The organism is Aliirhizobium wenxiniae (assembly GCF_019511445.1).
Lineage (GTDB): Bacteria > Pseudomonadota > Alphaproteobacteria > Rhizobiales > Rhizobiaceae > Neorhizobium > Neorhizobium wenxiniae_A.
On the sequence record NZ_JAEUAN010000012.1, the window covers coordinates 39,644 to 65,653 of the forward strand.

The window sequence follows — 26,010 nt, forward strand, 5'->3', positions numbered from 1 at the left end:
GGACGAGAGACGGCGATCAGGTAACTATTTGTCCTGCTTGGCCCAGTCGGCACCCATCATGTAGCCAACTGCCGCGGCGGCGAAGAAGATGCCGACCGCGGCGGCAGGAAGAAGGCCACCGTTGACGTCTCCGAGAACGGCATCGGAGATCTCTGAAAATTCGTCTTCGCGGGTAGAGATAATCTCATTCATATTTAATTTTCCTTTTGCTAAAAACGCGGAGTGAAACCGTTGTCAGCGATTGGACAAATAGCCGGCCGCAATTCCCCACCCTAGACCAGCAGCGGCTGCATAAAGCAGCACGGGTGCGACTGCGCCCGACACCTGATCGAGGTCATTATCGTCGAGCGTCAGAAAATCAGCCTCGGACGTGCAGGCCAGTCGAGCCGGAACGGTAGATTCTATACGTTTCATCGAAGTATTCTCCTTAGATTTATGCATGAGCTGTTGAGATTAGAAATTGCCTACGCTCGGAAATATTCGGCTTTCCGCAGACGCCCAGCGTGAACGGCTCTGCCCGATATGCTCCATTGGACGTGGTATGACAAAGCCAATTGAAGGTATTGTTTTACTTGCCTTCAAGTTCCTCCATCCAAGCGCAATCGGTCCTGCGGATTTTGTCGACCGAATAGTTTTCACAGGATCGGAAGTTGGGAGCCTTACATGGCCTGTTGTTCCACATGCCGGACGACCTGGTAGGCAATATAGAGCATGCCCACGGCAACCGCGACGTGACCGACGACACCGCCGGACACGAGATCGACGTCATCTGCACACAGTTCGACGATCTCGTCTTTCATCTTGGTCGTATTCATCAAAACCTCCTGATTTTTTCAAGTAGCCTCGCATCCCGAGGCCGGAAGCACGGTATGCTGGAGGTTTTTGCCACCGCAACTAGCACAGACGCCCTATGGCGATCTACTACGGCGCAGCGAATGTGCAGGTCAGTCAAAACGAGATTTGATCAACGCCGAGCCGTGTCAAAAAATCGTCAATAAATACAGAGCACTAACCGCATGGTCCAAGTTTCCATTGCGATTTTTGCGTTGATGGAGGTTTTTGCCCCGGTCGAAGACGACCTAAGGCTATAGCCCATTCGCACTAATTGATATTGCCCTGCAAGCGCTAAAATATCGGCGTCCCGCTCAACGATAAACGACGGGTGTGGAGTGCGTGCTCGCGCCGCGTTGACAGACCAGCCGGTCGAGAGCCCGAACATCCACGAAGCTTATGCAAGAAATAGACAGGAGCAATCATGCAAAAGAGCACTGAAATCAGGGAACTGTCGGTGACCGAAATCGACGACGTATCCGGCGCGGTCCATCTCGGCGGCCTCGTTAACCGGCTTGCTCAGTATCTCTGGAGCCGAAGCCTTTAACCTGCCGATGACGGGTCGGAGCGCCACGCGCTCGACTACTGCTCATGGCCCGTCATCACGATCAGGCGGAGCGGGGATTTGTAGGCCTTCCATACGATCTGCATCTCGCTCCATAGCACAATCAACAGGCATGGCAGGCAATGATGAGTGAAGCCGCCCGCAAGCAAGCGGAACCACAAGACATAAAAGCCTCTCCCCCGCAGAACGGCCTGTTTCGGCAGGAAGCGGTATCCAGTCAGACCGCCCGGTTGGAGGGTGAGGTTATACTGACCCAGCCCTTGCAATCGCGCCTGCTCGGTTATGCTGGGATGGCGATTGTTGCGGTGGGCCTGCTTTTTCTGACGACGGCGACCTATGCCCGGATGGAAAGCGTGTCCGGCTGGGTCGTGCCTGAAGGCGGCATTATCCGCATCGGCGCGCGGCAGGGCGGTATCGTTGAGCGCATCGATGTCGTCGAAGGTGACGAGGTTCAGGCAAATCAGGCGCTTGCGCAGGTGCGCATCTCTTCCGATTTCAACGACGGCAATGCCGGAACGCTGCTGGAAGACCAGTTGCGGACAGAGGCCGAGGCAGCAGCGGCCCAGGCCGCGGCAACGAAGGGCCAGTTGCAGGCTGAACGTGAGCAGGTGGGCTTGCGAAAAATTGCTCTCTTGCGCGAACTCGATGAAACCCGCTCCGGACTGGCAGTGCTGGAGGAGAAGGCCGAGCTTCTCAAACTTAACGTAGCCCGTGCCACACAATTGGCAAAACAAGGCGCTTTCACCCAGAAAGGTCTGGAAGATGCCCGGATGGGCGAGCTGGTGGCGCGCCAGGATGTCTCACAGGCGAAAGCATCGATCCTCAATTACGAGCGGCAGATCAGTGATCTCGACGCACGCCACCGGACCCTGCCGCTGGAAATCGATGCAGCAGAGGCGCAGGCGCGCGTATCCCAGGCAGCCCTTGCACAGCGTCAGACCGAGGCGGCCGTTCGTCACAACTATATCGTTGGCGCTACGGTTTCCGGTCGGGTGGTAGCATTGCCTGTCAGTCAGGGACAGGATGTTGCGGCAGGTACCATGATTGCGGCGATCACACCGGCCGGCAGCAAGCTCGAGGCGGAACTCTTCGTTCCATCTCGCGCTGCCGGGTTCATCAAGTCGGGACAGGATGTCCGGCTAATGTATCAGGCATTTCCCTATCAGAAATTCGGCAGCGCCGAAGGCAAGGTCGTGCAGGTGTCACGCACGGTGCTCGGGCCTGAGGAGATTTCCGTTCCGGGACTGCAACTGAACGAGCCGGTTTTCCGGGTGAAAGTCAGGCTCAAGCATGAACTTGTCAGCGCCTATGGGCAGGACATGCCCGTGCAACCCGGCATGCTGCTTTCAGCCGATGTCATCATCGATCGCCGCACGCTTCTGGAGTGGCTGCTCGATCCTCTTTATGCAGTGGGGCGGATGGGATGAGCCTGCAGGAACTGAATTTTTCACGCGGCCGCAGGCTTCCAGTCGTGCTTGCCAGCGAGGGAGCCGAATGCGGGCTTGCCTGCCTGACCATGGTCGGCAGCTATCACGGCCACAATATCGACCTCAACGGACTGAGGCAGCGCTTTCCGCTGTCAATGAGCGGCGCAAACTTGCGCGGCCTGATGCAGATGGCGAGCAAGTTGTCTCTGGCGCCGCGCGCGCTCCGCGTGGGTCTCGATGCCCTGTCCAAGGTGAGCCTGCCCGCCATCCTGCATTGGGACTTCAACCACTTCGTGGTTCTGAAGTCGGTTTCGGGCAAAAAGGCGGTCATTCACGATCCGGCGCTTGGCATGCGCGAATTGCCGCTGCAGGAGTTTTCCCGGCATTTCACTGGGGTTGTGCTGGAACTGGCTCCGGCTCCAGTCTTCGAAAAGATCGAAGCGACGGAAACGCTGCGGCTGACCGATCTGTGGTCGCGCCTGACCGGTATCTGGCCGGCAATTTTTCAGATACTTGGCCTTTCGCTCGCCTTCCAGATCGCCTCTTTCGGCATCCCGTTCCAGATCCAGCTGGTGGTCGACGAGGCGATTGGACGGGCGGACAGAGACCTTCTCGCAGTGCTGGCACTGGGTTTTGGCGCTTTGTTCATCGTCCATGCGGGGCTGGAGGCGGTCAGAGCCTGGGTGGTCAGAATTCTCGGTTCGATGATGCTGTTCCAGATCGTCGGCAATCTTGTTCGCCATCTACTCCGGCTGCCCTCTTCCTTCTTCGAAAAGCGTCATGTCGGCGACATCATTTCCCGTATCGAATCGACCAATGCCATCCAGGATGCGGTGACGCGCGGCATGGCAGTGGCGCTGATCGACGGCCTGATGGCGCTGGTGGCTGCCTTCATCCTGTTTCTCTATTCCCCACTCCTGGCCTTCGTTGTCTGCCTCTCACTGCTTCTAGTCTTGGGCGCATCACTCGCCTTCTATCCGGTGATGCGTTCACGCACGCAGGAGCAACTGATCGCCTCAGCCAAGGAGCAGTCGCAGTTGATGGAGACCGTCCGGGCTGCCACAACGATCAAGATCATGGGTGGAGAATCGGAGCGCGAGAGCAACTGGCGCAATCGTTACGCATCCGTCATCAACGCGTCGATTTCGCTCGGTAAATACGAGATCACGCTGAAGCTGGTGCACAGCATCATCATCGGTTTGCAGACCGTTATCGTGATCTATCTCGGTGCGCGCTCAATCCTCAATGCCGATGGCCTGTCGATCGGCATGCTGATGGCCTTCCTATCCTTTCGCCAGACCTTCAGCGACCGCACCATGTCGCTGGTGGCCGAGATCATCCAGTTCCGGCTTTTGAAGGTGCATCTCGACCGTATCGCCGATATAGCAACCGCACAGGGCGCCCTTCAGCCGAATGCCGGTTCGGTTGCCCATGAAGCACGCGGTTCAATCGAACTGAGTGACGTTTCGTTCCGCTACGGCACCTCCGACCCACTGGTGCTGGAAGAGGTCAATCTCAGAATTGAGCCGGGCGACTATGTGGCGATCACCGGCCAGTCGGGCGGGGGCAAAAGCACCCTGTTCAAACTCATCCTCGGCCTGCACGAAGCGGAGACGGGCGAGGTCCGGCTCGACGGGCGCAGGGCGACACCTGAACTTTGGCAGGCCTGGCGGAGCCAGATCGGGGTGGTGGCGCAGGACGATCGCCTTCTCTCCGGATCGATCGCCGACAATATCGCCTTCTTCGATCCCAATCTCGACATGGAGCGTGTTGTCATGGCCGCAGCAGCGGCTCGCGTACACGACGACATCGTGAAGATGCCGATGCAGTATCTCTCGCTGATCGGGGACATGGGAGCGGCGCTGTCCGGTGGCCAACGCCAGAGGCTGCTCCTGGCGCGCGCGCTTTATCGCCAGCCCAAGCTACTGCTGCTCGACGAAGGAACGGCCAATCTCGACGAGCAGACGGAGGAGGAGATCGCCATGCTGGTTGCATCGCTTCCGATCACCCGGATCGTCATCGCCCATCGCCCGGCGCTGATACGAAATGCTTCGCGGGTCTTCCGGGTGCAGAACGGCCGGGTGAACGATGTTCCGTTGTCGCCAAACGGCCTGTCGCCAGTCGCGTCCTGAGGTGGCGTGGGCGCACTGCTGCGCCCCTTCCTCGAACCGCAGCCTATAGCACATTCGCGCGAGTTGATGCCGTCCTGCCCGGCGGCCATGTTCGCAACCGGGAGAGGCAAAGAGAGTCTGTCCCGCAGTGTTTCAGATAACAGGAGGCAGAAATGACGAATGACAAACGCGAGCACCGGGTACTGAACGAAGAAGAAACCAACGCGGTTTCCGGAGCCGGGTTTGACCGCATCACCACGCTCGCGATCGGTGAGGAAGATGGCGGTGGCCGGGCAACGACGCTTGCTGTCGGCGAAGAAGACGGCGGCATTATCCGCTTCCCGGTCCTGGAGGCCAAGCTGCACGGTTGAGACCGTGCTCCCATCCAATTGGTCGGTCCGGTTCGTCCGGGCTGACCTCCTCGATCACTAAGGTGCCGGCTGCAAGGCCGAGCGAAGGCGGGACAATCATGATTTTAGTATGCGGCGGCCAGAACGATCCCAATCTGCGTGTTCTCATCAAGCGTTTGAGAGAACGGAGCCTGCCGTTCCGCACCCTTCTGGTGGGGCCGGACGTGCCACCACGCGTTCGTTTCGATATGCAAAACGAGACATTCGAGTTGAACGGGGAAACCTTAAGTCCGACGGCCTATTTCATCCGCCACGATGTCTTTCTCTACGAGACGGCTGATTTCGCTCATGCCCATGCGCAAGCCCACAACTGGTATTATACGCTTCGCGGCTGGGCCGAGAGCCGGGCAGGTGCCAGGCTGTTCAACCGTCGCACCGGCCTGCGGGAGAACAACAAGATTCACAACCTCATCGAGGCGGCAAGCATCGGTTTGGCGATTCCGCGGACAATCGCGACAAACGCCTTCGAGGAATTTACCGGTCGATCAGAAAAGCTGATCCAGAAGCCGGTCGCAGGTGGCGAATACACTACACTTCTGAGCGCGCTGAACACCAAGGACGCCGGCCCGCGCTTTGTGCAGCCCCGCCTCAACCGTCCCGAAATTCGGATCTACCGCATAGGGTCACGACTTCTGGCATTCGAGCTGCAATCGCCGGAACTGGATTACCGGCAGACACGCGATGTCGAAATCAAACCGGTCGCCGTGCCGGAGAAGGTCGGCGGAAAGCTGCTCGAACTTTGCGACCGGCTCGAACTCGACTTCGGGGCGGCCGACTTCATGGTCGATGACCTCGGAAACTTGAATTTCCTGGAGGTGAACTCGCAGCCGATGTTTGCCGCGTTCGACAGGATCGCCGACGGCGCAGTGTCCGACGCAATCATCGACCACCTTCTCGCCGACGGAAGACAGATCTCAGCGGATACCGGCCCTGATCACGGCCGTGTTTTTGCGTTTCGCCAGGCCCATGCTGCACCTGCTAATTCCAGCTATTGAAATCTGCCCTGCCCTGTCCATCTCAGCCTTTCCGAACGTCATATTCCGGAACCGATGAGTAACGAGCTTTGGTGCTCGACAGGATTTCAGCCTCCACATCGTTGGTCCGGAGCAGGCGTGGGAGAGGAGAATTTCAGCCTTGCAAGAAGATATGATCATTGTCGCGGACGATCACCCTGTCTTCCGTGACGGTCTCACGACCCTTTTGACACGGATGCTGCCCGACGCGGAGATTTCCGCGACGGATACGTTCGATGACGCGCTTGCATTGGCTCGATCGCGCCAGGGGCCGCCGTCGATGTTCATACTGGACCTGTACTTCACCAGACGCAGCATCAAGGAAGACCTGCCAGCCCTCCGTCGAGAGTTTGCAAGTTCCTCGATCGTGGTGGTCTCTATGGCCGACGACAAGCTTACCATCGACGACGTCCTGGCCTGCGGGGTCAACGGCTTCATTAACAAGGCAGTACGCCCGGAGGTTCTGACCGAGGCACTGGCGGCGATCCGTGAGGGCGATGTGGTCACCAGAGTGCCGGAAGCGGATACGATCGCAGCTCCGCTTTTGACAGATCGGCAATCGGACGTGCTTCGATACATCGCCGAAGGCAAGAGCAACAAGGAGATTGCCATCGTTCTCGGCATCTCCCCCTTCACGGTGCGGATCCATGTCTCTGCCCTGTTCAGGGCGCTCGGTGTCACAACCAGAGCCGCCGCGGTCTCGCAGGCGGTCAATGACGGACTGCTTCCCATGCGCGCCTGACGTCCGCCGGATCTTCAGTTTCGGTCGGACGCATCCATGGCGGCGGCCATGATGACCGATCGTAGTTCTGCCGGGCGTACCGGTTTCGACAGGATAGGGATCGTCTCGTCGCCGATCTCTTCGCGCACGCGGGTCGCGTCATGTCCGCTCATCACGACTGCCGGCACATCCCAATCCGCCAACCGGCGAACCTCAGCAATACAGTCGGAGCCTGTGACCCCGCCGCCGAGATCAAAGTCGGTGATGAGCAGATCGCAGAAGATGGAACGCGAGGGGATCGACTGCACGGCCTCGACCTCGCAGCCCCACCGCCGCAACAGGCTTGCGGTTGCCGTCAACACAGCCTCGTCATCCTCGACCAGCAGGATCTGCAGACCTTCGACGCTTGCGGTGGCGCGCGCCGGCGGGCGGCCGAGAGACGGGGCAGGCGCGGCCGCGACCGGAATGCCCGAGAGTGTCACCACTGTTCCGCTCCCGAGGCGAGAAGAGAGGCAGACCTTCAGCGACAGAAGCTTGGCAAGGCGCGAGACGATGGACAGGCCAAGCCCGACGCCCTCGACATCCCGATCGCCCCGTTCGCGGATCTGGTAAAACTCGTCGAACACTCGCGCCTGATGATTGTCCTCAATGCCGGGTCCCTGGTCGATCACGGAAAGGGAAAGCGTTACGCCTCCGCGCCGACAGCCGATAAGGACCGTGCTGCCGGGCGCATATTTGATGGCATTGTTGACGATGTTCTGCAGCATGGTCGTCAGCAGGGCGCGGTCGGTAATGACCCGCTTTCCGCACTTCACGATCCGGATTTCGCATCCGTTTCGCAACCCGTTTTCCCGGTTCTGCCGGACGACATCCTCGACGATATCGGCGATTGCGATGTTTTCAAACTTCGGTACGACACGCCCGCTGTCGAGCGTCGAGACATCCAGCAAGGATTTAAACAGGCGTGAGACTCCCTGCAGCGATCGGTCGATATTGTCGACCATCTCCAGCTCCTTGCGCGCCAATCCTGCATCGCGAAGGCAAGCAGTAAACAGGCTGATGGCGTGAATAGGTTGCCTGAGATCATGGCTTGCCTGGGCGAGGAACTTCGATTTGGAGAGGCTGAGTTCCTGTTCCGCTCTGTAGGCCGTCTGCAGCCTTCTCAGGAGAATGCCGACATAGATCGGCAGCATCAATGTCGTGACGATCATGGTGATGCCGAGATAGATATTGTTCTGCCAGTAGTCGCTCAAGGTCATGGTGACCAGAAGCGAGCCGACCAGGATGGCGGTGGCCCCCCAGAGCGCCTCACGTCCGTAACGAAGTCCATGGCCGACGACGGTGCAAAGGGCAAACGCATAGACGGGCATGAAGGGGGCGCCGCCAAGTGCCATGGCAATTGTCATGGCGGAGTAGTCGTGGAGCATGGCAAGCCAGTGTCGCCAACTTTGGCCATAGCTGGACTTGACCACCCAGAGAAGGAAGAGAAGCGAGGTTACAAGGGTCGCAATACCGAGATAGATCAGCCTTCCGTCTTCCGGTTCGGCAAGCCCCGTGCCAACCAGGACGGCACCGTACGTGGTCATGCAAACGATCGATGTGACCCTCAGTACGGCATGAACCAGATCGGTATTGATGTCTTTTTTCAGATTGATCGCCAACGTGTCCCCAAATTTGCCCATGTGACTGTCGCACCGAAAAGTGGTTCCAGCCATTAGCACTGGTGTTCTATCGGCTATCACATAGAGGTGAGCCTGTTGCTGGTCACCCCCGGTCTTGGCGGCATCAATACATGACGGTAATAATATTACGTTTGGGAGGTTGGTGCAGGTCAACCGCGGTCCACGTTGGCGTTGGATAGCCTACTAACGCATGAGGAAACCCTAAATCCAAAGCCAGCGACGGCGGTTTTCTCCGCCGTCGCTAACCGCTGTCACGTCACTGTGCCGCGTAATACATCGCCATTCCGGAGGAAACGATCGATGCGCCAAGCATCACGCCCATTCCAACCGGGGTCAGAGCCGCAGCCCCAAGGGCGCCCATCGCCAGAAATCCGCCAGCGGCCCCCAGCGCCGCGCCATAGCCCGTGTCGTTTGAGATACCACCGCCGACGGCCTCGATTTCGTTCGAGTCGAGCTCGAACATGACCATGTCGTGGTTTGCATTTTCAACAGGTGGATTGTTCATGGTTTTTCCTTTCATGTGAATTCGGGACCGACAGCAGACCGGAACTTCCAGCCTGTCATCAACCAACCGGTTCATTTCAGTAAGGCGATGCCGCCCCGACGATCGATATCTGTCATCGAACATCAGGAAACATCAGAACCGACAAGGACAGTGATGCCGATGCGATCCCAACCACAAGTTAGGTCGAGCACGCATATATTACTATTAGCGCAACTGTACTATGGCGTGAAACAGATCGGTAGATAACACCGGTCGGCAATGCCATCATCAAATTCTTGAACGAGTGCGAAGCGGCGACCAGGAAGAAGCTTGGTGCCAGCACGACTTATTTCGCTGTCGCCAAAGCTATCTGTCTCGAACTGATAGAAAACCTAGTCTCGGTTCCCCAACCTGGCGAAATCGACAGGTTGCGGCATCCGATCGCGATGCGCACAAATGATCGCAAAAAGCACACGTAAACATCCAGGGAGGCCTTGTAACGTCTGATACGGAAGGACGCGACCATGGTTGATATCGACGTGATCGAACAGTGGCGCTCGGCGCCAAGGCTTACATCTTTTGCAGCATTCTTTGACCGCACGGCGAGTGGCACCGGAGGGGCGCCCGATCGCGGGGAACCTCTGGTCGATTTGAGCTTGCTAGACTTTGACCTTGATTGCGCGGTTTTCGCCGACACCCACCGCAAGCTGTGGGGACCGTTTGACAGGCATTATTTCGCCAGCATTCCCTACCGAATTGAGGAAGAATGTCGGCTAGGTTCGTCGATGCTGACCTATTCTTTAAGAGCCTGGGCGCGATCCCGTGCGCAAACGAAAATCTATACGCTTGGTACGGGGACGGGCTGCCTGTCACGCACGATTGCATCGCTTGGTGGCGGGCGCATCGAAACTCTTTGTTGCAGTCCCACTGCGGCCAACCGTGAAGCCTTCTACGCCAATCGCGGTAGCGACCATGCGCATTTCTTCCTGGGACCATTCTTCGATTTGAATGATGAACGCCTGGCGGACGATCCCGAACTAAAACAGTTTTGCGACGGTTTTGACGTGCTCTTTGAGGACACGACATTCCAGATGTATCACCGCGACAGGACAAGACAGCTCGAATTCGTGGTTCCAAAGATCAAGCCAGGGGGCTTGTTGATCCAGGTTCAGAAGCTCGCTCACGAAGATGTTGAGATCTACCGAATGCGCGAGCGGCAGAAAGACGAGATTTTCAAGCCGCGCTACTTCTCGCCATCCGGTATAACGGATAAGAAGGACGAAGTGCTCGACACAATGGAAAGGCTGCAGGTCGATCTTGCGACCACCGCGACCGCGCTACGCGCATTCTTTCGCTATTCGGTAATCACCTGGAACAGCGGTAATTTTTACACTTTCGTCTCGTCGAATGCGCGCGAACCCATTCGCGAGTTCATCGCTCTCATGGCGAAACCTGCGATACCGCCGGCGTTCTGTTACCATCTACTGCCTATCGTCCTTGTTGATACCGATACTGATCCTATCGCGCCTGCGCTTGCGTGGCGCCCACCAAATCAATTGGGGACATTCGACCCCCGCCGATCGCTCGTTGCCTGATTGAACATTGGTCGTCGAACGTGTCTACTTCAACCACGCACCATAGTAGCGTTTCCGAGATCCGGTCAGCGCTTACGGCCCTTATGCCATCAATCGAGCCGTTCTGGAGTCAGCCGCTCGAGGCATATTCAGCGGAGGCCTACCGACTAGATAGAGCGCGATCGGCAAGCTTCGTCCGTAATCACGCAATGACGCTTCTGCGTGCAGCGGTTGAACGCGCCGCACTCAGAGCAGGCTACGATGCCAGCGAAGCGATGGCTGCGGGCCGTGAAATGCTTGGATCTCCAGTCATACAAACTGGCCCTCATTGTCTGCTCCTCTTTGAGCCGGATGCCTTTTATACGCACCTGTTCAGCCTTCTGGGGCTGACCGCGCATAACCGAGACTGGCACATCACCTATTTCGGCACGACAATGTCTTTCAAGGAATCGGCAAAAAAGGGTCCCGGGTGGTTAAGAATCGACGGGAAGCCGCTCAATCTCTTCGGATTGCCCCGCAGTCGTATGGATGGACGTAGCATCTGCTGTCCAAACGGCCCATATCGTTTCGCCCTGACCAGTTCGGAGGCTGATGAAGGGCCGAGCCTGGCGTCCCGGCAATACTTGGACGACCTCCCCTCGTCCTCTTTTGACACCGCCGCCGACGCTATTAAAAGCGCAAACCAGGTCTTATGGCGAAAGCGGATCACCTCACCTGTAAAGCTACTGCAGCTGGATGATTTCGATATTGCCGAGCTCATCGCCGACCACCTGGATGACACTGCCTCCTGGATGGCGAACTACTTCGTTTCAGGAGGGGAAGCAGACAGGCTTTCTGCAGATATCGATGGCCTTAATTTGGGGCCGTGGAAAGGATGGATCCGAAGGACGACAGATCATTTCTGGCTGGTCGAGAAAAATAGTGTTGTACCATTGCGGCTGAGTGCTGGGTATTTGCGCAGCAGCGATGCATCCCATTTCGACATCGAATTTTCTCCGTCTGCAATCTCTGCAGCAATCCGTGAACGAAGACTTCTTCCGAGTCTGTTTACGGCGTTTCTCGTGCTTTCGATACTTCCTGGTGTCCGCGCACTCGGAGGATGCCGGCAAACAGTCTACCTCCCACTTATGCGCTACCTCACCTCGTTAAGTTTGATGCGGTCCGGCGATCGCGAGCTATTGGAGGCGCTAAAGCGGGATGAGCGACCCGGAAACTGGGGGCATCGAGTGCTTCTGCCTGCAAACGCAAATCCCGTCATGGAAATCGATGCAGCCGATGGCGTTCAATCGTTGCTGGATGAATACCGAAGGATGACTGTGGCTGAGGCAAGTGGCAACTTGTCGGCCTTCACGAAAGACGCGATCTGGGCCGAAATGTCCAAAAATCTCGCGAGCGGGCGCGTTTCGCCTGTCTCACCTGAATGGTCCTGGGCAGCGGTGTGATGGTTTTCGCGGCATACCCCTCAATACATGATTTCTGCCGTAATGTGATCGCGGCGGTCATTGAGCGTCGTCGAGGCTGCCTTCCACGGAACAGATCTGCTCGAACAACGAAGGATGCTGATGTTGCTATGGGAGGACCATCGCCTTCGAAAAGCAAGGTCGGAGGACGAGCTTCGCCGCGATGTCGAGAGAATGCAACTGGAGCAGCTAATTGGCGAGGGCAAGGCATCGCGCCAAGCTGATGAAATCCGCGCGTATGTCTCCTCAGTGGTAGACCGTCCCGATGCCGTTCCTCTCGTTCTCGATAACGGTCTTGACCAATGGACTGACTGGGCTCGAAGGCTGGCCGATCGGATCGAACCTGCTGGCAGAAAACTTCGGGGTGGGCGAAACTGAATCGCCGCCGACTCTTTTCGAAAATTTTTTGAGGAAATGCCGAAGATCAGAGATTTTTCTGTAAATATCGGTTGATCCTTGTAAATTCATCGGTATATATCGCGCCGTTCCAACGTTTTTGGGTCCGCAGCGACACAGAACATCCTGAAGGACAGGTGGCCGAGTGGTTTAAGGCGCACGCCTGGAACGCGTGTGTACGTGAAAGCGTACCGTGGGTTCGAATCCCACCTTGTCCGCCATCAATTCAATAACTTAGACGAAACACGGCCGCGCGTGTGTTGCTTTGTCATAACCGCCGAAGTTTTGCGTGTTTTCGATCTCGGTTTGGGCCGCTAGTGGCGAGAGTTCACGTGCTTTGACACGAATCGTTTCTACGATATCCTCCTACTACTCTCGCAAGGTGACTCCGCTACCAAGAGCAGTGTGAACCGTTTCGACGGCGGCTACGATCGGGCCTTGATCTTGCGAGACACCTTCTCAAGGAGGCGGTGATGCCAGATCGTGTATTTGCCTCTGATCGGGGAATTCTGCATCGGTCTCTTATTCCCGCCCGCTCCAACACATAAGAACTCACGTGCGCCTTCGACGCCAAGGCATCAGGGCGGTTGTGATGATCATTAATCCGAAACGTACTCGCGCCGAGAATAAGTCTGTCATCTGCAGGCAAATTATCTTCTTCGAGTCCCTGAACTGCACTCGGCGGAGAGTGCACGCAGATCTCCGTTTTTTCGACAGCCAGCGTTGAGTATGCGCGTAGCTCCTCCGTAGTTACCTCAGTGTCTCGGTGATCGGGATGAACGTGGAATATCGCGTTCGGGTAGATCTTGGCGCACTTCATGAGTAGCTGGTAGGTCTCCTCATTGAAGCCGGTTTCTCGGCTGCCTCATTGCAGGCCATCCCGCAGCTTCGAGGTGTCGACCATCAGAGAATGAAACTGGATTGGGCGTTCGCCGACCGCGAAATCGAAAAAGCGATCAATCACCAGCTTGTATGCGTGAAGCTTGGCGGCCGACACCTTATTCGACTTGAGCTCGCTGTCCGGTAGTTCAAGTTGCTTGCTGTACCGGATCGCCTGCTCGAAATACGGCACCAACCGTGTCTCTATGACCAGGCAACCTGGCGTGAGGAAGCGGTGCTTCGTCTGACTACTCCCGTCGAGAAATACTGAAAATGTCGGTAGAGTGTTCACGGCTCGAGCCGCTGGCTAGTTGTGTGTCAGAGATTGAACCGAAGTTCGGATGGATTTCCAGTCATGGCATTCAGACCACTCGGCTCCCACAGGTTTCCACAGAAGTAGCTTGTTCTAGGGAACAAAATCTTTAGCGAATGGTACTTATCGCTTGCGGTTAGCGAACGGCCGTTGCGTTCGGTTCTCTCGCGCAAAAAAGGCCGGAGCGATTTCTCGCACCGACCTTCGTCTCGAACTTAGCCAGACGCCATTACATCCGTGGTCGCCGGCAGAGCGCGATGATTACTTCTTCAGCTTGTCGTAATCGAACTTCGGAGCCTTGGACAGGTCGTCCTTGTTGGTGTCGACATATGCCTTCCAGGTGCCGTTATCGTCGGCAAGTGCCATAGAAGCTGGATCAATCACAACGTAGCTTGCACCCATGCCCAAGAAGCCGCCGACGCTCGCGATAACGCCAATGACAGACTTGCCGTCGCCAATAACCACGTCGGAAATCTCGCCGACTTCTTCGTTTTGCTTGTTGTAGATGTTCAGACCCACCAGATTCGAAGTGACGAGGTCGGTGTCCTTGATCTCTACCGTCTTGAGCGGCATCGTTGCTGCCGTGCCCATGGTAATGCCCGGACCGACCATCGTCGCGTCAGCGCCAGAAGCTGCGGTAGCAGCAGGGGCAGTCGCTGTCGGCTGTTCAGCCGGAGCTGCCGGCTGCTGAGCGAAAGCAGCGGTGCTCATCGTGCCAAGAGCAAGGGCGGCGGCGATAATCGTCTTCATGAGTAATTCCTCGTATGCAATTGATCCCACGAGTTTTTCGTGGCGGTCAGGAACGACCTTGCTGCTTTTTGGTTCCGAAGGAGAATGAAAATTATGTATCTCGAAGCCTGGCCGAACGCCTCTGCAAGAAAAGCCGCCCCTCGCGAAGGGACGGCTTTTTTGCCGGTGGTGTCGGCAGGGCCAAGGTTGGTGAACCTTAATGCGGAAAATCAAGCAGCCAGTTGGGCCTCTCAAAGTAGCGACGGATTCGTGATCCTGACGTCCCCTAAACCAGTGCAAGATCAGCGGTATTGAAAATGTCGATAGGGTGGACGACCTCGGAATAGCCTGTTGTCACGCCACATACGGACGTTGTGACCTTCTCGCTGGCATCGTCACAACTTGATCCCATTGACTAGGTAGACGCCTTCGCAGAGGTATCCTTCGAAGGGCACACAGATCACAGCGTGGCGGCCGGGCTCGTAAGTTAGCGCCATCAAGTCGCCAGCGATTTCGTGAATAATTGACGAAATCGAGCCAACCGCTTGCTCGGCCAGAAGGATTGCGTTCACTGCACAACCTCCCTGCACCCGAGTCCAGACCTACAAGACGGCGGTACCTTGCCATATGTCCGAGGCCCATCGCGTCCGCCTTCAGTATCCGGAGCTTGGACAGTTCTTGAAGATATGGACGGGGCGACGCCCACAAGACATGAAGAAGCCTCAGCTAGCTCTTGATGCGCAGCCGGCATGCATTGATCGTCATGGCGGAGCGTCAGAACGCACCCAAACGTCCGATTCCTAGCCGCCCCAAATGCCGGCGCTCACACGATAAAAGTCCTGCCGAAAAAGGGCGCCATCAAAGCGGGGAAGAAAGATGAGCAAGGGGATCCGACCTGGATTGTAACTGAGGTAGGCAAGGAAGAGGCTAAGCGGTTGGCCGAGTATTTCTACGGAAATCGTGGCCGTCATCGAACCTATTCAAAGGATATCGATCGGGCTGGACGCGCATTATACGGTGGGCGGTAGCGGCTTGTGCGGAGCGCGACGATGTGTGCAGCGGAGCCACGTGGAGCATTAACACCGCACTTGGTCGTGAACCCATAAAGGGGAATGACCGGCATGGCGTGGTTTGCGACAGGCAGCATTTAGCAATTCGCAAATGGAGCCGACTTCCAATGGATTGCACCAGCTAAAGGTGGCGACCCCCATTCCCTGTCACACCGCATCTCCATCGACTTCGCCCCTTACCCAAGCGGCGATCGCATCGATGAAGGCTCTCAGTGTTGGGTACAACCAAAACGAACTTGTCCGTGTTTTATATGCGCTGCAGGGCGAAGGCCGGATCGAGATTTTGAAGGCCAATCGACTCCGGCCACTTCACTAAAAGTAAATGACGCAGTGCCTAGCCTTTCGCGCCGAGTTCACCTCAGCGGCCGCAGAAAAAGCCGGCTCGCAAATGATGTCAGGGCGGCGGCACGAAAATGGAACCTTTTATTGCCCTCCCCGTTTGACTGTCGCCAGACCCTATTGCATCCGCTCCGGGGTTGGGTAACAAGCCCCGCTGTTGCCACGAATTTGCAGCGGGGCTTTTTTGATGTCAGGGCGGTGTTTTTATCTCATCAGGATCGCTATTCACGAACCCGTTCGTTACAGATGCCAGCGATGTTGTCTTTTCGGGTCTCGGATGCTAAGCGCCAACTCTATTATACGCATGTCCCGATACAAAACGAAATGTACCGGACGCTTCTCATTAATCTGTTTTCGTAATCTAACTTTGAGGTAGGATGAGACGGACGCCAACCGATCACTGGAAATTTTCGAATTCTGAGCAAGGCGCTCTGCTAACTCTTTCATGAGCCACCGTCACCATCGACACTTAAACATAAGCAGACTTGAATACATCACACTAATCAAGGCGGGATTTCTAGTTCGGTTAAATTTTCGTTGGTTCAAACTAACGCTGTGTCTGTCTATGGTTGAGGGAAACTGCAGATATGGACGAAATTGTACACGCTGGATTTGCATCCGCTTCCCTCTCATTCATCCGTGACATCACCAATGGCGAGCTTATCGACCATATCGTCGAGAATATCGATGCCTACACAGAGTCCATGCAGGCCGCTGCGATGCTCGAAACGAGCGCCTTCTCGGGCATTTTCCGTGGCACCGATTGGCAAGTCTGGTTTTGCCGAAGACACCACTTAGGCGCGACTCGTCGAGGAATGCAGATTGCTCGCTGGGACGGCGTAAACCTGGAACCTTTTCCTCCACTCGCTGTTTTAGGGGCGCCAGACTCTTGTTGCCTACACATCGAGAATAGGGCCGGCCCCGCTGCGATCCCAAAGCCGCAGCGGGGCTTTTGATGTCAGGGTTGTGTGCGAAAATCGGAACTTTTTGCCGCGTCCGCTGTTTAACAACCGCCACACCCTGTTTTGTCCGCTCCGGGGCTGGGTAAAAAGCCCCGCTGCTCCCACGAAGTTGTAGCGGGGCTTTTTCGATATTAAACCTTGGCTTCAGAAATTGATCTACATCGAAAACGCAACCGCTGACTCTGGTAAGTCGGTTGTGTCGTCGCGGGTCGGCCCCTCCCTTCAAAGATGATATTCCTGCATGTGGAACACGATGGAAGCGGACGCTGTTTAGCTTTCATGAGATTTCTTGAACAACGTCCCCTAGTCACCTTTCTCCGATACTTTGGTTATCGTGTTTTCTTTCTACGCTGCGCAAGCCTGGATGACTGACCGTTTTGGCAACACGGATGGGAAAGCGCCCATTGCCAACCCGTCGAAATAACGTGTCACGCTCGCGGGCAGAAGATATATATCACTCCTGGTAACGCACCCTAGGCTGCCCTTTAACCACACGAACAATGCGGAGCGTCATGGCGTCAAGGAACTCTTCACGCCGCTGATGGCTTCCTTATTTTGCTCAGTGCTTTCGAGTACTTTGTACGGTAAATGACAAAGCCAGCTACACGTCGACAGTTGCTCAAATGCTACAGACTCTATCTGCTGATCAGCATAGTTATCCATTACTAGTTCGATGAGAGGGCTGAATATGACCAAAACTATTGCTTTTGCTGTGCTTGCGCTTTCCGCCTCGACCGCGGCTTACGCAGCAGACGCAGTCGACCAAGTTCCAAGCGCGCCAGTCGCCGTTGAAACCCAGGTATTCTCTTGGGACGGCGCCTATGCAGGTATTGCCGCCGGCTACGGCTGGGGCAATGGTGATTTCAGCGCCGGTGGCGCCAGCATCGACGAAGACTTCGACGGCGCTATCGCAGGTGGCTTTGTTGGCTACAACTGGCAGATGAGCAACGGCTTCGTTATGGGTATCGAAGGCGATGTCGACTATAACTGGAACAAGGAAGACAACATCCTTGGCATAGATGGCGTTGACGCAGGCACCAAGTGGGCGGGCTCGGTTCGTGGCCGTGTCGGCTATGCCTTCGACCGCGCGCTGGTTTATGCTGCGGGCGGCTGGACTGCCACGCGCGCATTCCTCGACACGCCGGTTGGCGATGATGATGAGACGTTCCACGGCTGGACCGTCGGCGCCGGTGTTGATTTCGCAGTCACTGACAACGTCTTCCTCCGCGGCGAATATCGTTACAACGACTTCGGTGATAAGGACTTCGACGGTGTCAACGTGGACATCGACCAGCACGTCGTCAAGGCAGGCATCGCGGTCAAGTTCTGATACCAAACTGCCAAATAATAAGGGCCTCTAGATGAGGCCCTTTTTTTGTTTTCGCTACGCTTCAGTTGGTCCGCGTGGACGGCGCGGCAGGCTTTCAACGATGCGATCGGCGCGTACCGTCATGTGGTCGACGGCCTGCTATACGCCATGGATAGCCTCCATGATTTGTTCTGCCGTCTCGCGCATGCCAGCCTTGTTGATGTAGGTCTCGGCCACGTGCAGCTTATGCGCCGCCAACTCATCGCGAGCGAGGGCAGGTAAGAGCCTGCGCGGCAGGGGCTGCATATGGTATGCGCAGTTATCATAACCGACAAAAAAGTCCATTTGGTTTGAATTTCATGTTTTTTTTCAATGGGGAGGTGTCCGGCGAAGGACCGGATATCCCGAAAGTGCGGTGGAACAGCGGACACCTTGCCCGCCATCACATCAGTTATTTAGTCGTTTGTTTGGTGTTGGGGTGGCGGTTTTTCACCACGGCGTCTCAGTACGCGTAGTTTAGGGATATCCGCGAGCCCATCCCCCGCTACGCGGCGGGCCCCACTAAAGACGTCAGATGCTCTGTAGCCCGACGCTCCTTGGATTCGTGGTGAATCGGAAGGTTCCTAGTGTCCCTCGTCTATACGAGGGCCGATTATATTTGTTGAGAACCGTGCGCGCGACACACCGCCCGGCGCGGTTGCACGGTAATGCCACTGGAGCGCGCACTGGGTCAGACAGTGCGCGGAACCTCCGTGCCAACATCGGAATTGCGACCGGGCGCTTGCGCTCGTTTGCCTCGCCCTTTTTGGCTTCGGTGTTTGGTGAATCGGCCGGTCGAGACAATAAAAAAGGCGGCATCTCTGCCGCCTTTCGTCAATTTGTCCGCCTCACTTGGCAGCAGCATTTCCAACACGGTTGCCGGCATCCTGCGTGGCGTTCACGGTGTTAGCCGTGTCCTGCCCCATGCCACGGATGGTGTTGCCGCAGGACGACAACGCGCCGGTAGCAAAAGCGAGGGCGAATACAGTGATAATTGCTCTTTTCATGACATCCTCTCCAGTTTTGACCCATTCATAAATAGAGGGGTCCAGCGCCGTGACCATACCTCAGGGCGTTAGATCTACACTCGCGCCCTCAGCAGAAACTGACTGCACTTGCCGAGACATAAGGTACGCCACAACGTCACCGTCGCACGCCTCAACCAGACGATCTGCGCTGTATCCTGCCGCTTCGGCTTCCGCCCTAAGGACGCCCGCGAGCATCGCGAAATCGTGCTCATTGCCTGCTGGCAAGGCTGCAAACCGACGCTCTTCAAGGCGGTCGTCAATCCAATCGTGTATGATCATCATCACGTAATCTCCCGTTGTGACCGTCATAATCGGCGGCCGCAACTTTCGTTCCGCAATAAGGAAAAAATGACCGGCACAAGTTTCCGAACCCGACTTAATCAGCTTCACTTGCCGGAACGTTCCAACACCACGCCCGTTTCCGTGCCGATCAAATGGAGGGTTACCCGAATGCTCAAGAAGTTATCTACGCTCGCTGCGGCAGCTATGGCCTGTCTTACACTGGCCGGCTGTGTCAATGAGAGCGGCTATTCAACCTACGACCGAGGATACAGCCGATATAACGGACCTTCTTACGTCTATCGTGCTGAGCGGCCACATAGAGATTGGGACCGTCGACACCATGAGCGGAGCGATTGGAACCGTCACCGGGACGCACGGCGAGATGACCATCGTGGCCGCCGAGACTGGGAGAGAAGCGAGCGTCGGCGCGACGGTTGGCGCGAGAAAGCCGATCGGTCGGATCGTAGAGACGGTCGCGCTGGAGGGGAAGGCAAGATCTGGATGCCCAACAGATAGGGTCGACCAGGAGAAGCCGCCCCTCGCGAAGGGACGGCTTCTTAACCGGCAGTGTCGGCAGGGCGAAGGTCAGGGGAGCCTTGATGCTGAATTGGGCCTACTGCTTACGAAGCATCTTTTGGTGGACCAGAGGCCTTCAGTTCTTCGAATACCTCCGATGCACGATAGGCAAATTTTACCTCTTTATCCTTCTATCCGCGCCGTTTCAGATCTGCGAAACTGTTTGCACGGGTTCATCAGAATGTAGGAGTTCGAGTAGGTTTTACGCACTCCTTAGGAGACCGGAAGGGTGTAGCGATATTGCGTCCCGATCTAGGCCTGCTACGATGCTCATCGCCGCCTAAGATCTACATTTTGATTAATGTCAGCCGACCTCGAAACAAAAAGAGTGCCGTCCGCGGTGACGAACAGGGCGCTTGTAATGATGACCGCACTTTCGTAACATGCTGTCGTGTTCTCGTGGGGACGAGTGTGGCCGGAGCGCGCCAAGCGCAGCTCTGGCCGCTTCTCACGGAACTGATAGAGGCCTCGCGCATTGTATGAACGTCGCGAGAGTCGTCCCCGTCCCCCGACAAGAGTTTAAGTCCCCCTCGAACTCAAACTCTCGCGACACCTCACTACATCGCAGGCAGATGCAGATGACCGTTGACTTTCGGTGTCATTCGTGAGAACAAAAAGAGAACATAATGGAGGTGCAGATGAACCGTACCGATGAAGTTGTATCTCGAGCCTTAGCCGTTGTTGCCGCGTCGCGCGCGCTGCGTGAAAAGCAAGAAAAGCAACGGCGTGAAGTCTACGAGCGAGTGCAGATTGCCTCCGTCATGCGTCCTACCATTCCGAAGGGCATCCAACTGCGCCTTAACTTGCAATGAGCCTTCCACGCCTCAGCGACTACCGCGCCGAGAAGATCGACATGTCCTGTCGCCGATGTGACCGCCACGGCGTCTACGATCGCAAGGCTCTAGTGAAGAAGTTCGGCGCAGCCATCGAGTTCGTCGAACTTCGCCGGATCTTGGCCATCGGATGCGATCGCCGGGGCACGGACGGCTGCGAAGCTTGCTTCCCTTGCCTTCTGACCGCAAACATTCTGATGGATGAACGCCGATGAGCGATGAGGGTAGATCAGCACGCACCGGCTTCGCTATCGTTGATCACTACTGCGAGCACGATGGCTGTAAGGCCTGGGGCTGCTACGGCTTTGAGGAAAACCGAACCGTCACTCACTGGTTTTGCTCGGATCATCAACCTCGGCTCTATCGTGGCCTGCCGCGGCACGGTGAGGCGCGTTTAGCCGCGACCGGGGTTGCGGACATGCTGATGTGATATGGACTGGCATCCAACCTAGCAACGGCGGGTGACGTGGCCCGGAGAAGGCCACGATTACTCGATCTGCTATGTCGCGTCGATCTACATTGGGCACATTATGCGAGACCTGACGACGCACACGCACAAGAACGAGTTCATGTGGTCAAGCGGCGCTCATGGAGAAGACGGGTTCAAGCGCCGTATCAGTATGCCGCACCGTGGATAGAAGCCGGAACACTGGCAAGCCGCCAAAGGTGGCGAGGAGTTGAACGTTCGAAAGCGCTACGCGAATAGATTGCCGCTTCGATGATGTGATGGAACCAGCCGTGCCCCTGCCCGGTTCAGCCACTGGAGGTATCGCGTCATGGATCCGAAATATTGGAGTAAGCCCGTCACTCTGGAGATAGGCACCCTAGGAAAATACAAGACTGTGACAAACACTGGAGAAGCTGCGAGGATGCTCCTTAGTCAGTGGCCACTCGATCGCGGGCGACAATACGGAAAAGCGAGAAAGACATGTCTGGCCGTGCTGGAAGGATCTAAGCCGCCAAGCGAGGCTCGGAAGGCGTTTATTGAGGCTGCGGCTGAAGCGGATATTTTCGTGCGCGAGCAGTGAGGGACGCCCTAGCCGGGAGCCAGGAGGCTGGCGGAACCTTCCGCTTCATTCGATGTTTTGTAGCCGCCATACTCTTGTTGCCTACTTGAGAATAAGGCAGCCCTGCTACGATCACGAAGCGTAGCAGGGCTTTTGGTGTCAGGGCAGCATTAGCAGAATTAACCCTTTACGCTTACCATTATCCGATTAGTCTCTTGCGGTTCTAGATAGTTACCTGAATATTACCTCGTTCAATCGCGAGGAATATTATGGCAGGCAAAAGGCTTTATACTGTCCGTTCTCCGAGACTTACATTTCGGCAGCGCCCGAAGACACCCGTTAAAAATGTACCGCCACCCATTCGCCCATCGAAGCCCGATATTGTGTACGTTTATGCTGACGAAATCTTGGATCACGTATTCGTAGAACCGTCTAATGATAACGGCAGTCGATATTGGACTTGGAAGTGAGCAGCCTCGCGCAAGCAATTTCGACCATACTTCGATAGCTGTCATTACCCCCTCTTGGACAGTTGAACGGGCCGGGCCGTGTTTGGTCCGGCCCGCCTTTCACTTGATGTCAGGAAGCGGGTTCAGTTGCTCCCACAGTGGCGTCTTCCTGGGCGTACTGTTTCGGTGTTCCACGATGTGATAGATACTCTTGCCAGTAACTCGGGACCACGTCGTGCACGAGGACTGGATCGCGCCTTAGAGACGCTTGAGTTCCTGCATGTAAAAGGCCAACCGATACGGCCGAACGAGATTGCTGCAGAGATCGGGGGCCCACCTCTTCTGTCTGCGAACTCGTCAATCTGCTGCTCGGCAACGGCATGCTCGATTACCAGGCTGGCGATGGAAGAGTGTTTCTCAGTCGACGACTTTATTTCCTTGGAACCGCGTATGCAGAACAGTTCGATCTGATGCGTGAACGCGACGTGTTGGGCGACTTGCGGAAGAAACGCGAGAAACCGCACAGATGTGTACCTTGAAAGGCCGGAAATACACTGTGCGACGATGCGAGAAGGCATCAGGCCTTTCCGCATCTCCTCCAGTATCGGAGAGCTTGTTTCAATTCCTGGGATTGCTTCGGAGGGCTTCTGGTCTCTCACTTGAGCGACCAACCGGTTCCAACTGGGTGTTCCTTCCACCCCCTGTAACCCCAGCCGGTTGGAAGCACCGGCTCCGGTCGGAAACCGGGCCACGCTGCCAACCGATGCAGAAAGTGCATGAGTTGCGCTGCCAGTTGGCAACGATTCCTTGCCAACTGGCATGAAAGGCCAGCAGCCTAAGGAATGCTACTGGTAAAAGTGTAATCGATCGACGAAGGGCGCTCCCAAAGAATGGAAGCGCCCAATGCGATACATGCCATCATGGGTATTACTAAGAGGACAGCGCCAGTTATACGCATTTCAAACTCCAGCAAAGTCCCCTGCCAGTGACTATGCCGAAGATTGCATTAACGACTGGTTACCAAGCTGCGCCGTTTTGGATCATTTCCCGGGATGGGCGCCGTACTTCCGTGAGGCCCGCTGATCGACTGCATTGTGGGCTTCTCGCACCATCCACTCGTCGGTGACCCTCTCTGGAGAAGTCTGCGGCGTCGGTGCCCGGCTCCGGCGCCACTTGCGAATTGTAAAATAGGCCGCGGCACCAAGGGCAAATAGTAGCGCAGCACTAAGAACGATCATTGGGAGGTAGGTCGTCATGCAAATCCTCAGAGCGGACGGCGCGATCCGCTGTTTTGTGCTTCTCGCTGTATCCAATCTCTCGTGGCCGACGCGGGGTCACTTTCGACCGATGGACGCCGGCGTATCTTACCCCGGCGTAGGATTACGAAGGTCCAAACGCCGATGGCCAGGAGGACTACGATGGCGAAGACGATCATCATGGTTGGATCAGGCATTTTTCGCTCCAGCGGCTAATGGGGCTGCAGCTGCCACAGCAGCCTCGAACAACTCGCGGGCATGATCGGGCGAGGCCCGGCCATCGAGAGCTCGATGGATGCAAGCAACCGCCGTGGCGAAACTAAGATTAGTGGGATGCGGCCAGTCGACCAGGAAGCGTGCCGCTTCCTTCGGGCCAAAAATAAGCATGCCATTTACCGAAACGGGTTTGTCCCAAAACACGCATGTCTCCGATCGTCAGAACCCTCGTCTTATCGGAAACACGCCTGCAACCCGATGGTTCCGCAGAAAGCATTCACTCAAACCGAAGAGGAGATCGATGCGACGGTTTCAAAACGTAGGCGGCCCATTCCCAGGAAAGGGCGCAGCGCCTGAAATGGTGCATGACAAGATCCTGCCGCGCGGCACGCGCGCTGCATTCGAGAAGCTGAACGACGCGGCTAAGATGCGACCGCACGTAAATGACGCCGGATCGCTGGTCGCGGCCAATGACAATCACAAGCGGGAGGATGCGGGCGCAACCGCGAAAACGATCTCAATCATCTGTTGAAAGCTGCCAACGAGATTTCCGAAAAACTCGGCTATCGGAGGGAGGAGCCGGCGGTTTCGCTCGACGGCTGATTGTCGCTACTTCGCGGCCACTGCCGTCATCTCGACAGCCAAGTCGGGATGAGCGAGGCGCGATTCAACAGTTGCACGCGCTGGCGCATGACCTTTCGAAACCCAGGCGTCCCAGGCCTCGTTCATCTCGTTGAAACCGGACATGTCGGCGAGGAAGATGTTGACGCTGACGAGATTGTCCTTGGTCACGCCGGCCTTGGCCAGCGTGTCTTCCATGTCGAGCAGAACCTCTTCCGTTTGCACTCTCACGGACTGGCCACGGGTTTTCTCGGCAATATGACCGGACAGGAAAATCAGGTTGCCGACAACAACCGCATCGCTCCAGCGATCGGTGAGGCCAATTCTTTCAATCATGATGACGTCCTTCTGCTGTGGGGAGCCGGACCTGTAGAACGGTGATCGCGAATTTGGAAGACTTCGAGGAGCAAAGCGCCGGTCCTGCTGGGTAGGCTGGTTCGAAGGGCGGGCTGAGTCACTGAAATTCAGAATGACCGGGCGCCGATAGCACAAACCTCCACTCAATTCGGTCGTCCGCGGCATTTTCGCAAGAGGAAGACGAAAGCTTGACTTACTCATGACATATGTCATATGTCATGAGTTGAGGAACATGGAGGAGTTTTATGGGCGACCTATTTAGCGTTGAGGGCAAGGTAATCGTGGTGACGGGCGGCCTTGGGCAGCTCGGAACGGAGTTTGCGTCGTCGCTTCTGGCGGCTGGAGCCAAGGTCGCTATTTTCAGCCGCCGGGCCGTGGACGCCAAATTGCTCGATGAAAAGTTCCCCGGACACGATGGTTGGCTCAAGGTCTATCTCGCCAGCGTGACCGACAAAGACGCTCTTGAAGCTGCGACCGATGCGCTTTGTGCCGATTGGGGTGTCCCGCACGCTTTGGTGAATAATGCCGGGATCGACAGCAAGCCGGATGGCATGGCGGATCAGAACGGTCCGTTCGAGACCTATCCGCAAAAGTACTGGGACGAAATCATCGATGTGAACCTAACCGGCGTCATGCTGTGCTCCCAGGTTGTTGGTTCGCGCATGGCTGAAGAAGGGCGGGGCAGCATCATCAATGTCGGCTCGATCTACGGCATGGTGTCGCCGAACCAGGCGCTCTACGCTTACCGTGAGAAGCGTGACGGGGTGCCGTTCATCAAGGCTGTCTCCTATGCCGCTTCCAAATCAGGCTTGCTGAACCTCACTCGATACGTCGCGACCTATTGGGCGCCGAAGAACGTGCGTTGCAACCTCATCTCCTTCGGCGGCGTCAAAACCGGCAGTTTCGATAAGGAATTTATCGATGCCTTCCTCGAGCGGGTCCCGCTTGGGCGTCAAGCCGAAAAGGGCGAGTATAACGGCGTGATCCGTTTCCTCGCCTCGGATGCCTCGACCTACATGACCGGCTCGAATGTCGTCGTCGATGGTGGGTTCACCGCATGGTAGGAACTGT

Annotated in this window: 29 protein-coding genes, 1 tRNA gene and 1 pseudogene; 19 read left to right on the top strand and 12 right to left on the bottom strand. The window is 56.4% G+C overall.

The features are described from left to right. Positions 1-24: 24 nt before the first annotated feature. From JNB91_RS15795 to JNB91_RS15805, 3 genes are all read right to left on the bottom strand, one after another. Entirely contained in the window at positions 25-192 is a 168-nt protein-coding gene (locus JNB91_RS15795) for a hypothetical protein (RefSeq protein WP_220326477.1), read from the bottom strand. A 42-nt stretch (positions 193-234) separates the two neighbouring features. After that, positions 235-414, bottom strand: coding sequence for a class IIb bacteriocin, lactobin A/cerein 7B family (locus JNB91_RS15800; RefSeq protein ID WP_220326478.1), 180 nt, complete (start codon positions 412-414; stop codon positions 235-237). A 245-nt stretch (positions 415-659) separates the two neighbouring features. Further along, positions 660-815: a hypothetical protein gene (locus tag JNB91_RS15805; RefSeq protein WP_220326479.1), complete on the bottom strand. Its 156-nt coding sequence runs from the start codon at positions 813-815 to the stop codon at positions 660-662. 440 nt (positions 816-1,255) lie between these two features. Between JNB91_RS15805 and JNB91_RS31165 the strand changes: the two genes are divergently transcribed. From JNB91_RS31165 to JNB91_RS15830, 6 genes are all read left to right on the top strand, one after another. Beyond that, the gene (locus JNB91_RS31165; RefSeq protein WP_262928009.1) at positions 1,256-1,378 is read left to right on the top strand and encodes a hypothetical protein; all 123 of its coding nucleotides are present in this window, start codon (positions 1,256-1,258) and stop codon (positions 1,376-1,378) included. Between the two features lie 143 nt (positions 1,379-1,521). Beyond that, entirely contained in the window at positions 1,522-2,823 is a 1,302-nt protein-coding gene (locus tag JNB91_RS15810) for an HlyD family secretion protein (protein WP_220326480.1), read from the top strand. After that, positions 2,820-4,955 carry a peptidase domain-containing ABC transporter gene (locus tag JNB91_RS15815; RefSeq protein ID WP_220326481.1) on the top strand — a complete coding sequence of 712 codons (2,136 nt, stop codon included), beginning with the start codon at positions 2,820-2,822 and terminating at the stop codon, positions 4,953-4,955. Before JNB91_RS15810 ends, JNB91_RS15815 begins: the two co-directional genes overlap by 4 nt. A 152-nt stretch (positions 4,956-5,107) precedes the next feature. Then, on the top strand, positions 5,108-5,305 hold the full coding sequence (locus tag JNB91_RS15820) for a hypothetical protein (protein ID WP_220326482.1): 198 nt from the start codon (positions 5,108-5,110) through the stop codon (positions 5,303-5,305). A gap of 98 nt (positions 5,306-5,403) precedes the next feature. Then, entirely contained in the window at positions 5,404-6,339 is a 936-nt protein-coding gene (locus JNB91_RS15825; protein ID WP_220326483.1) for an ATP-grasp domain-containing protein, read from the top strand. A gap of 139 nt (positions 6,340-6,478) precedes the next feature. Further along, positions 6,479-7,099 carry a LuxR C-terminal-related transcriptional regulator gene (locus JNB91_RS15830; protein WP_220326484.1) on the top strand — a complete coding sequence of 207 codons (621 nt, stop codon included), beginning with the start codon at positions 6,479-6,481 and terminating at the stop codon, positions 7,097-7,099. Between the two features lie 14 nt (positions 7,100-7,113). Here the strand turns inward: JNB91_RS15830 and JNB91_RS15835 are convergent, their stop codons facing one another. Next, entirely contained in the window at positions 7,114-8,760 is a 1,647-nt protein-coding gene (locus JNB91_RS15835) for a hybrid sensor histidine kinase/response regulator (RefSeq protein WP_223218201.1), read from the bottom strand. 256 nt (positions 8,761-9,016) lie between these two features. Next, a complete protein-coding gene (locus JNB91_RS15840) occupies positions 9,017-9,265 on the bottom strand; it encodes a hypothetical protein (RefSeq protein ID WP_220326485.1) in 249 nt (82 codons plus the stop codon). Positions 9,266-9,768: 503 nt separating this feature from the next. Here JNB91_RS15840 and JNB91_RS15845 point away from each other — a divergent pair. The 4 genes from JNB91_RS15845 to JNB91_RS15860 all read left to right on the top strand — a co-directional run bounded on the left by JNB91_RS15845 (position 9,769) and on the right by JNB91_RS15860 (position 12,895). After that, positions 9,769-10,839, top strand: a complete 1,071-nt coding sequence (locus JNB91_RS15845) for a class I SAM-dependent methyltransferase (RefSeq protein WP_220326486.1) — start codon at positions 9,769-9,771, stop codon at positions 10,837-10,839. 188 nt (positions 10,840-11,027) lie between these two features. Continuing rightward, a complete protein-coding gene (locus tag JNB91_RS15850; protein WP_220326487.1) occupies positions 11,028-12,260 on the top strand; it encodes a hypothetical protein in 1,233 nt (410 codons plus the stop codon). Between the two features lie 60 nt (positions 12,261-12,320). Next, positions 12,321-12,656: a hypothetical protein gene (locus tag JNB91_RS15855; protein WP_220326488.1), complete on the top strand. Its 336-nt coding sequence runs from the start codon at positions 12,321-12,323 to the stop codon at positions 12,654-12,656. Between the two features lie 149 nt (positions 12,657-12,805). Further along, positions 12,806-12,895 (top strand) — tRNA-Ser (locus tag JNB91_RS15860). A gap of 644 nt (positions 12,896-13,539) precedes the next feature. Here the strand turns inward: JNB91_RS15860 and JNB91_RS15865 are convergent. Both JNB91_RS15865 and JNB91_RS15870 read right to left on the bottom strand, forming a co-directional pair. Continuing rightward, positions 13,540-13,845, bottom strand: coding sequence for a hypothetical protein (locus tag JNB91_RS15865; protein WP_220326489.1), 306 nt, complete (start codon positions 13,843-13,845; stop codon positions 13,540-13,542). Positions 13,846-14,127: 282 nt separating this feature from the next. After that, positions 14,128-14,616 carry a PRC-barrel domain-containing protein gene (locus JNB91_RS15870; RefSeq protein WP_220326490.1) on the bottom strand — a complete coding sequence of 163 codons (489 nt, stop codon included), beginning with the start codon at positions 14,614-14,616 and terminating at the stop codon, positions 14,128-14,130. Between the two features lie 1,975 nt (positions 14,617-16,591). Between JNB91_RS15870 and JNB91_RS15875 the strand changes: the two genes are divergently transcribed. After that, the gene (locus JNB91_RS15875; protein WP_220326491.1) at positions 16,592-16,960 is read left to right on the top strand and encodes a hypothetical protein; all 369 of its coding nucleotides are present in this window, start codon (positions 16,592-16,594) and stop codon (positions 16,958-16,960) included. Between the two features lie 694 nt (positions 16,961-17,654). Further along, positions 17,655-18,296, top strand: a complete 642-nt coding sequence (locus JNB91_RS15880; protein WP_220326492.1) for an outer membrane protein — start codon at positions 17,655-17,657, stop codon at positions 18,294-18,296. Between the two features lie 138 nt (positions 18,297-18,434). On the opposite strand, the gene JNB91_RS15885 is transcribed toward JNB91_RS15880, so the two are convergent. The 3 genes from JNB91_RS15885 to JNB91_RS15895 form a co-directional block, all read right to left on the bottom strand. Next, complete coding sequence (locus JNB91_RS15885; RefSeq protein WP_220326493.1) at positions 18,435-18,620, bottom strand: hypothetical protein; 186 nt, start codon at positions 18,618-18,620, stop codon at positions 18,435-18,437. 542 nt (positions 18,621-19,162) lie between these two features. Next, on the bottom strand, positions 19,163-19,321 hold the full coding sequence (locus JNB91_RS15890; RefSeq protein WP_220326494.1) for an entericidin domain-containing protein: 159 nt from the start codon (positions 19,319-19,321) through the stop codon (positions 19,163-19,165). 60 nt (positions 19,322-19,381) lie between these two features. Next, entirely contained in the window at positions 19,382-19,732 is a 351-nt protein-coding gene (locus JNB91_RS15895; RefSeq protein ID WP_220326495.1) for a hypothetical protein, read from the bottom strand. 127 nt (positions 19,733-19,859) lie between these two features. On the opposite strand from JNB91_RS15895, the gene JNB91_RS15900 reads away from it, so the two are divergent. The 5 genes and pseudogenes from JNB91_RS15900 to JNB91_RS30740 form a co-directional block, all read left to right on the top strand. After that, entirely contained in the window at positions 19,860-20,387 is a 528-nt protein-coding gene (locus JNB91_RS15900) for a hypothetical protein (RefSeq protein WP_220326496.1), read from the top strand. 451 nt (positions 20,388-20,838) lie between these two features. Next, complete coding sequence (locus JNB91_RS15905) at positions 20,839-21,012, top strand: hypothetical protein (protein ID WP_220326497.1); 174 nt, start codon at positions 20,839-20,841, stop codon at positions 21,010-21,012. Then, positions 21,009-21,248: a hypothetical protein gene (locus JNB91_RS15910; protein WP_220326498.1), complete on the top strand. Its 240-nt coding sequence runs from the start codon at positions 21,009-21,011 to the stop codon at positions 21,246-21,248. Before JNB91_RS15905 ends, JNB91_RS15910 begins: the two co-directional genes overlap by 4 nt. A gap of 561 nt (positions 21,249-21,809) precedes the next feature. Beyond that, positions 21,810-22,061: a DUF982 domain-containing protein gene (locus tag JNB91_RS31650; RefSeq protein WP_220326499.1), complete on the top strand. Its 252-nt coding sequence runs from the start codon at positions 21,810-21,812 to the stop codon at positions 22,059-22,061. Between the two features lie 629 nt (positions 22,062-22,690). Continuing rightward, positions 22,691-23,166 (top strand): annotated as a pseudogene (locus tag JNB91_RS30740) (helix-turn-helix domain-containing protein); the annotation flags it as partial. A gap of 768 nt (positions 23,167-23,934) precedes the next feature. Here JNB91_RS30740 and JNB91_RS15920 read toward each other — a convergent pair. Next, entirely contained in the window at positions 23,935-24,132 is a 198-nt protein-coding gene (locus JNB91_RS15920) for a DUF982 domain-containing protein (protein WP_220326500.1), read from the bottom strand. 187 nt (positions 24,133-24,319) lie between these two features. Between JNB91_RS15920 and JNB91_RS15925 the strand changes: the two genes are divergently transcribed. Continuing rightward, on the top strand, positions 24,320-24,493 hold the full coding sequence (locus tag JNB91_RS15925; protein ID WP_223218203.1) for a hypothetical protein: 174 nt from the start codon (positions 24,320-24,322) through the stop codon (positions 24,491-24,493). A 77-nt stretch (positions 24,494-24,570) separates the two neighbouring features. On the opposite strand, the gene JNB91_RS15930 is transcribed toward JNB91_RS15925, so the two are convergent. Continuing rightward, on the bottom strand, positions 24,571-24,918 hold the full coding sequence (locus tag JNB91_RS15930) for a RidA family protein (RefSeq protein ID WP_220326501.1): 348 nt from the start codon (positions 24,916-24,918) through the stop codon (positions 24,571-24,573). Between the two features lie 266 nt (positions 24,919-25,184). Here JNB91_RS15930 and JNB91_RS15935 point away from each other — a divergent pair, with 266 nt between their 5' ends. Then, entirely contained in the window at positions 25,185-26,003 is an 819-nt protein-coding gene (locus tag JNB91_RS15935) for an SDR family oxidoreductase (RefSeq protein ID WP_220326502.1), read from the top strand. The last annotated feature ends 7 nt before the right edge of the window (positions 26,004-26,010 follow it).

Coding starts and splice junctions, on each gene's coding strand:
- JNB91_RS31165 (WP_262928009.1), top strand. CDS start 1,256: ATGCAAAAGAGCACTGAAATCAGGGAACTGTCGGTGACCGAAATCGAC.
- JNB91_RS15890 (WP_220326494.1), bottom strand. CDS start 19,321: ATGAAAAGAGCAATTATCACTGTATTCGCCCTCGCTTTTGCTACCGGC.
- JNB91_RS31650 (WP_220326499.1), top strand. CDS start 21,810: ATGGATCCGAAATATTGGAGTAAGCCCGTCACTCTGGAGATAGGCACC.
- JNB91_RS15845 (WP_220326486.1), top strand. CDS start 9,769: ATGGTTGATATCGACGTGATCGAACAGTGGCGCTCGGCGCCAAGGCTT.
- JNB91_RS15925 (WP_223218203.1), top strand. CDS start 24,320: ATGGTGCATGACAAGATCCTGCCGCGCGGCACGCGCGCTGCATTCGAG.
- JNB91_RS15900 (WP_220326496.1), top strand. CDS start 19,860: ATGAGAGCGGCTATTCAACCTACGACCGAGGATACAGCCGATATAACG.
- JNB91_RS15825 (WP_220326483.1), top strand. CDS start 5,404: ATGATTTTAGTATGCGGCGGCCAGAACGATCCCAATCTGCGTGTTCTC.
- JNB91_RS15875 (WP_220326491.1), top strand. CDS start 16,592: ATGGACGAAATTGTACACGCTGGATTTGCATCCGCTTCCCTCTCATTC.
- JNB91_RS15850 (WP_220326487.1), top strand. CDS start 11,028: ATGACGCTTCTGCGTGCAGCGGTTGAACGCGCCGCACTCAGAGCAGGC.
- JNB91_RS15910 (WP_220326498.1), top strand. CDS start 21,009: ATGAGCCTTCCACGCCTCAGCGACTACCGCGCCGAGAAGATCGACATG.
- JNB91_RS15820 (WP_220326482.1), top strand. CDS start 5,108: ATGACGAATGACAAACGCGAGCACCGGGTACTGAACGAAGAAGAAACC.
- JNB91_RS15815 (WP_220326481.1), top strand. CDS start 2,820: ATGAGCCTGCAGGAACTGAATTTTTCACGCGGCCGCAGGCTTCCAGTC.
- JNB91_RS15795 (WP_220326477.1), bottom strand. CDS start 192: ATGAATGAGATTATCTCTACCCGCGAAGACGAATTTTCAGAGATCTCC.
- JNB91_RS15800 (WP_220326478.1), bottom strand. CDS start 414: ATGAAACGTATAGAATCTACCGTTCCGGCTCGACTGGCCTGCACGTCC.
- JNB91_RS15920 (WP_220326500.1), bottom strand. CDS start 24,132: ATGCTTATTTTTGGCCCGAAGGAAGCGGCACGCTTCCTGGTCGACTGG.
- JNB91_RS15885 (WP_220326493.1), bottom strand. CDS start 18,620: ATGGACTTTTTTGTCGGTTATGATAACTGCGCATACCATATGCAGCCC.
- JNB91_RS15905 (WP_220326497.1), top strand. CDS start 20,839: ATGAACCGTACCGATGAAGTTGTATCTCGAGCCTTAGCCGTTGTTGCC.
- JNB91_RS15810 (WP_220326480.1), top strand. CDS start 1,522: ATGAGTGAAGCCGCCCGCAAGCAAGCGGAACCACAAGACATAAAAGCC.
- JNB91_RS15880 (WP_220326492.1), top strand. CDS start 17,655: ATGACCAAAACTATTGCTTTTGCTGTGCTTGCGCTTTCCGCCTCGACC.
- JNB91_RS15930 (WP_220326501.1), bottom strand. CDS start 24,918: ATGATTGAAAGAATTGGCCTCACCGATCGCTGGAGCGATGCGGTTGTT.
- JNB91_RS15935 (WP_220326502.1), top strand. CDS start 25,185: ATGGGCGACCTATTTAGCGTTGAGGGCAAGGTAATCGTGGTGACGGGC.
- JNB91_RS15840 (WP_220326485.1), bottom strand. CDS start 9,265: ATGAACAATCCACCTGTTGAAAATGCAAACCACGACATGGTCATGTTC.
- JNB91_RS15835 (WP_223218201.1), bottom strand. CDS start 8,760: ATGGGCAAATTTGGGGACACGTTGGCGATCAATCTGAAAAAAGACATC.
- JNB91_RS15870 (WP_220326490.1), bottom strand. CDS start 14,616: ATGAAGACGATTATCGCCGCCGCCCTTGCTCTTGGCACGATGAGCACC.
- JNB91_RS15805 (WP_220326479.1), bottom strand. CDS start 815: ATGAATACGACCAAGATGAAAGACGAGATCGTCGAACTGTGTGCAGAT.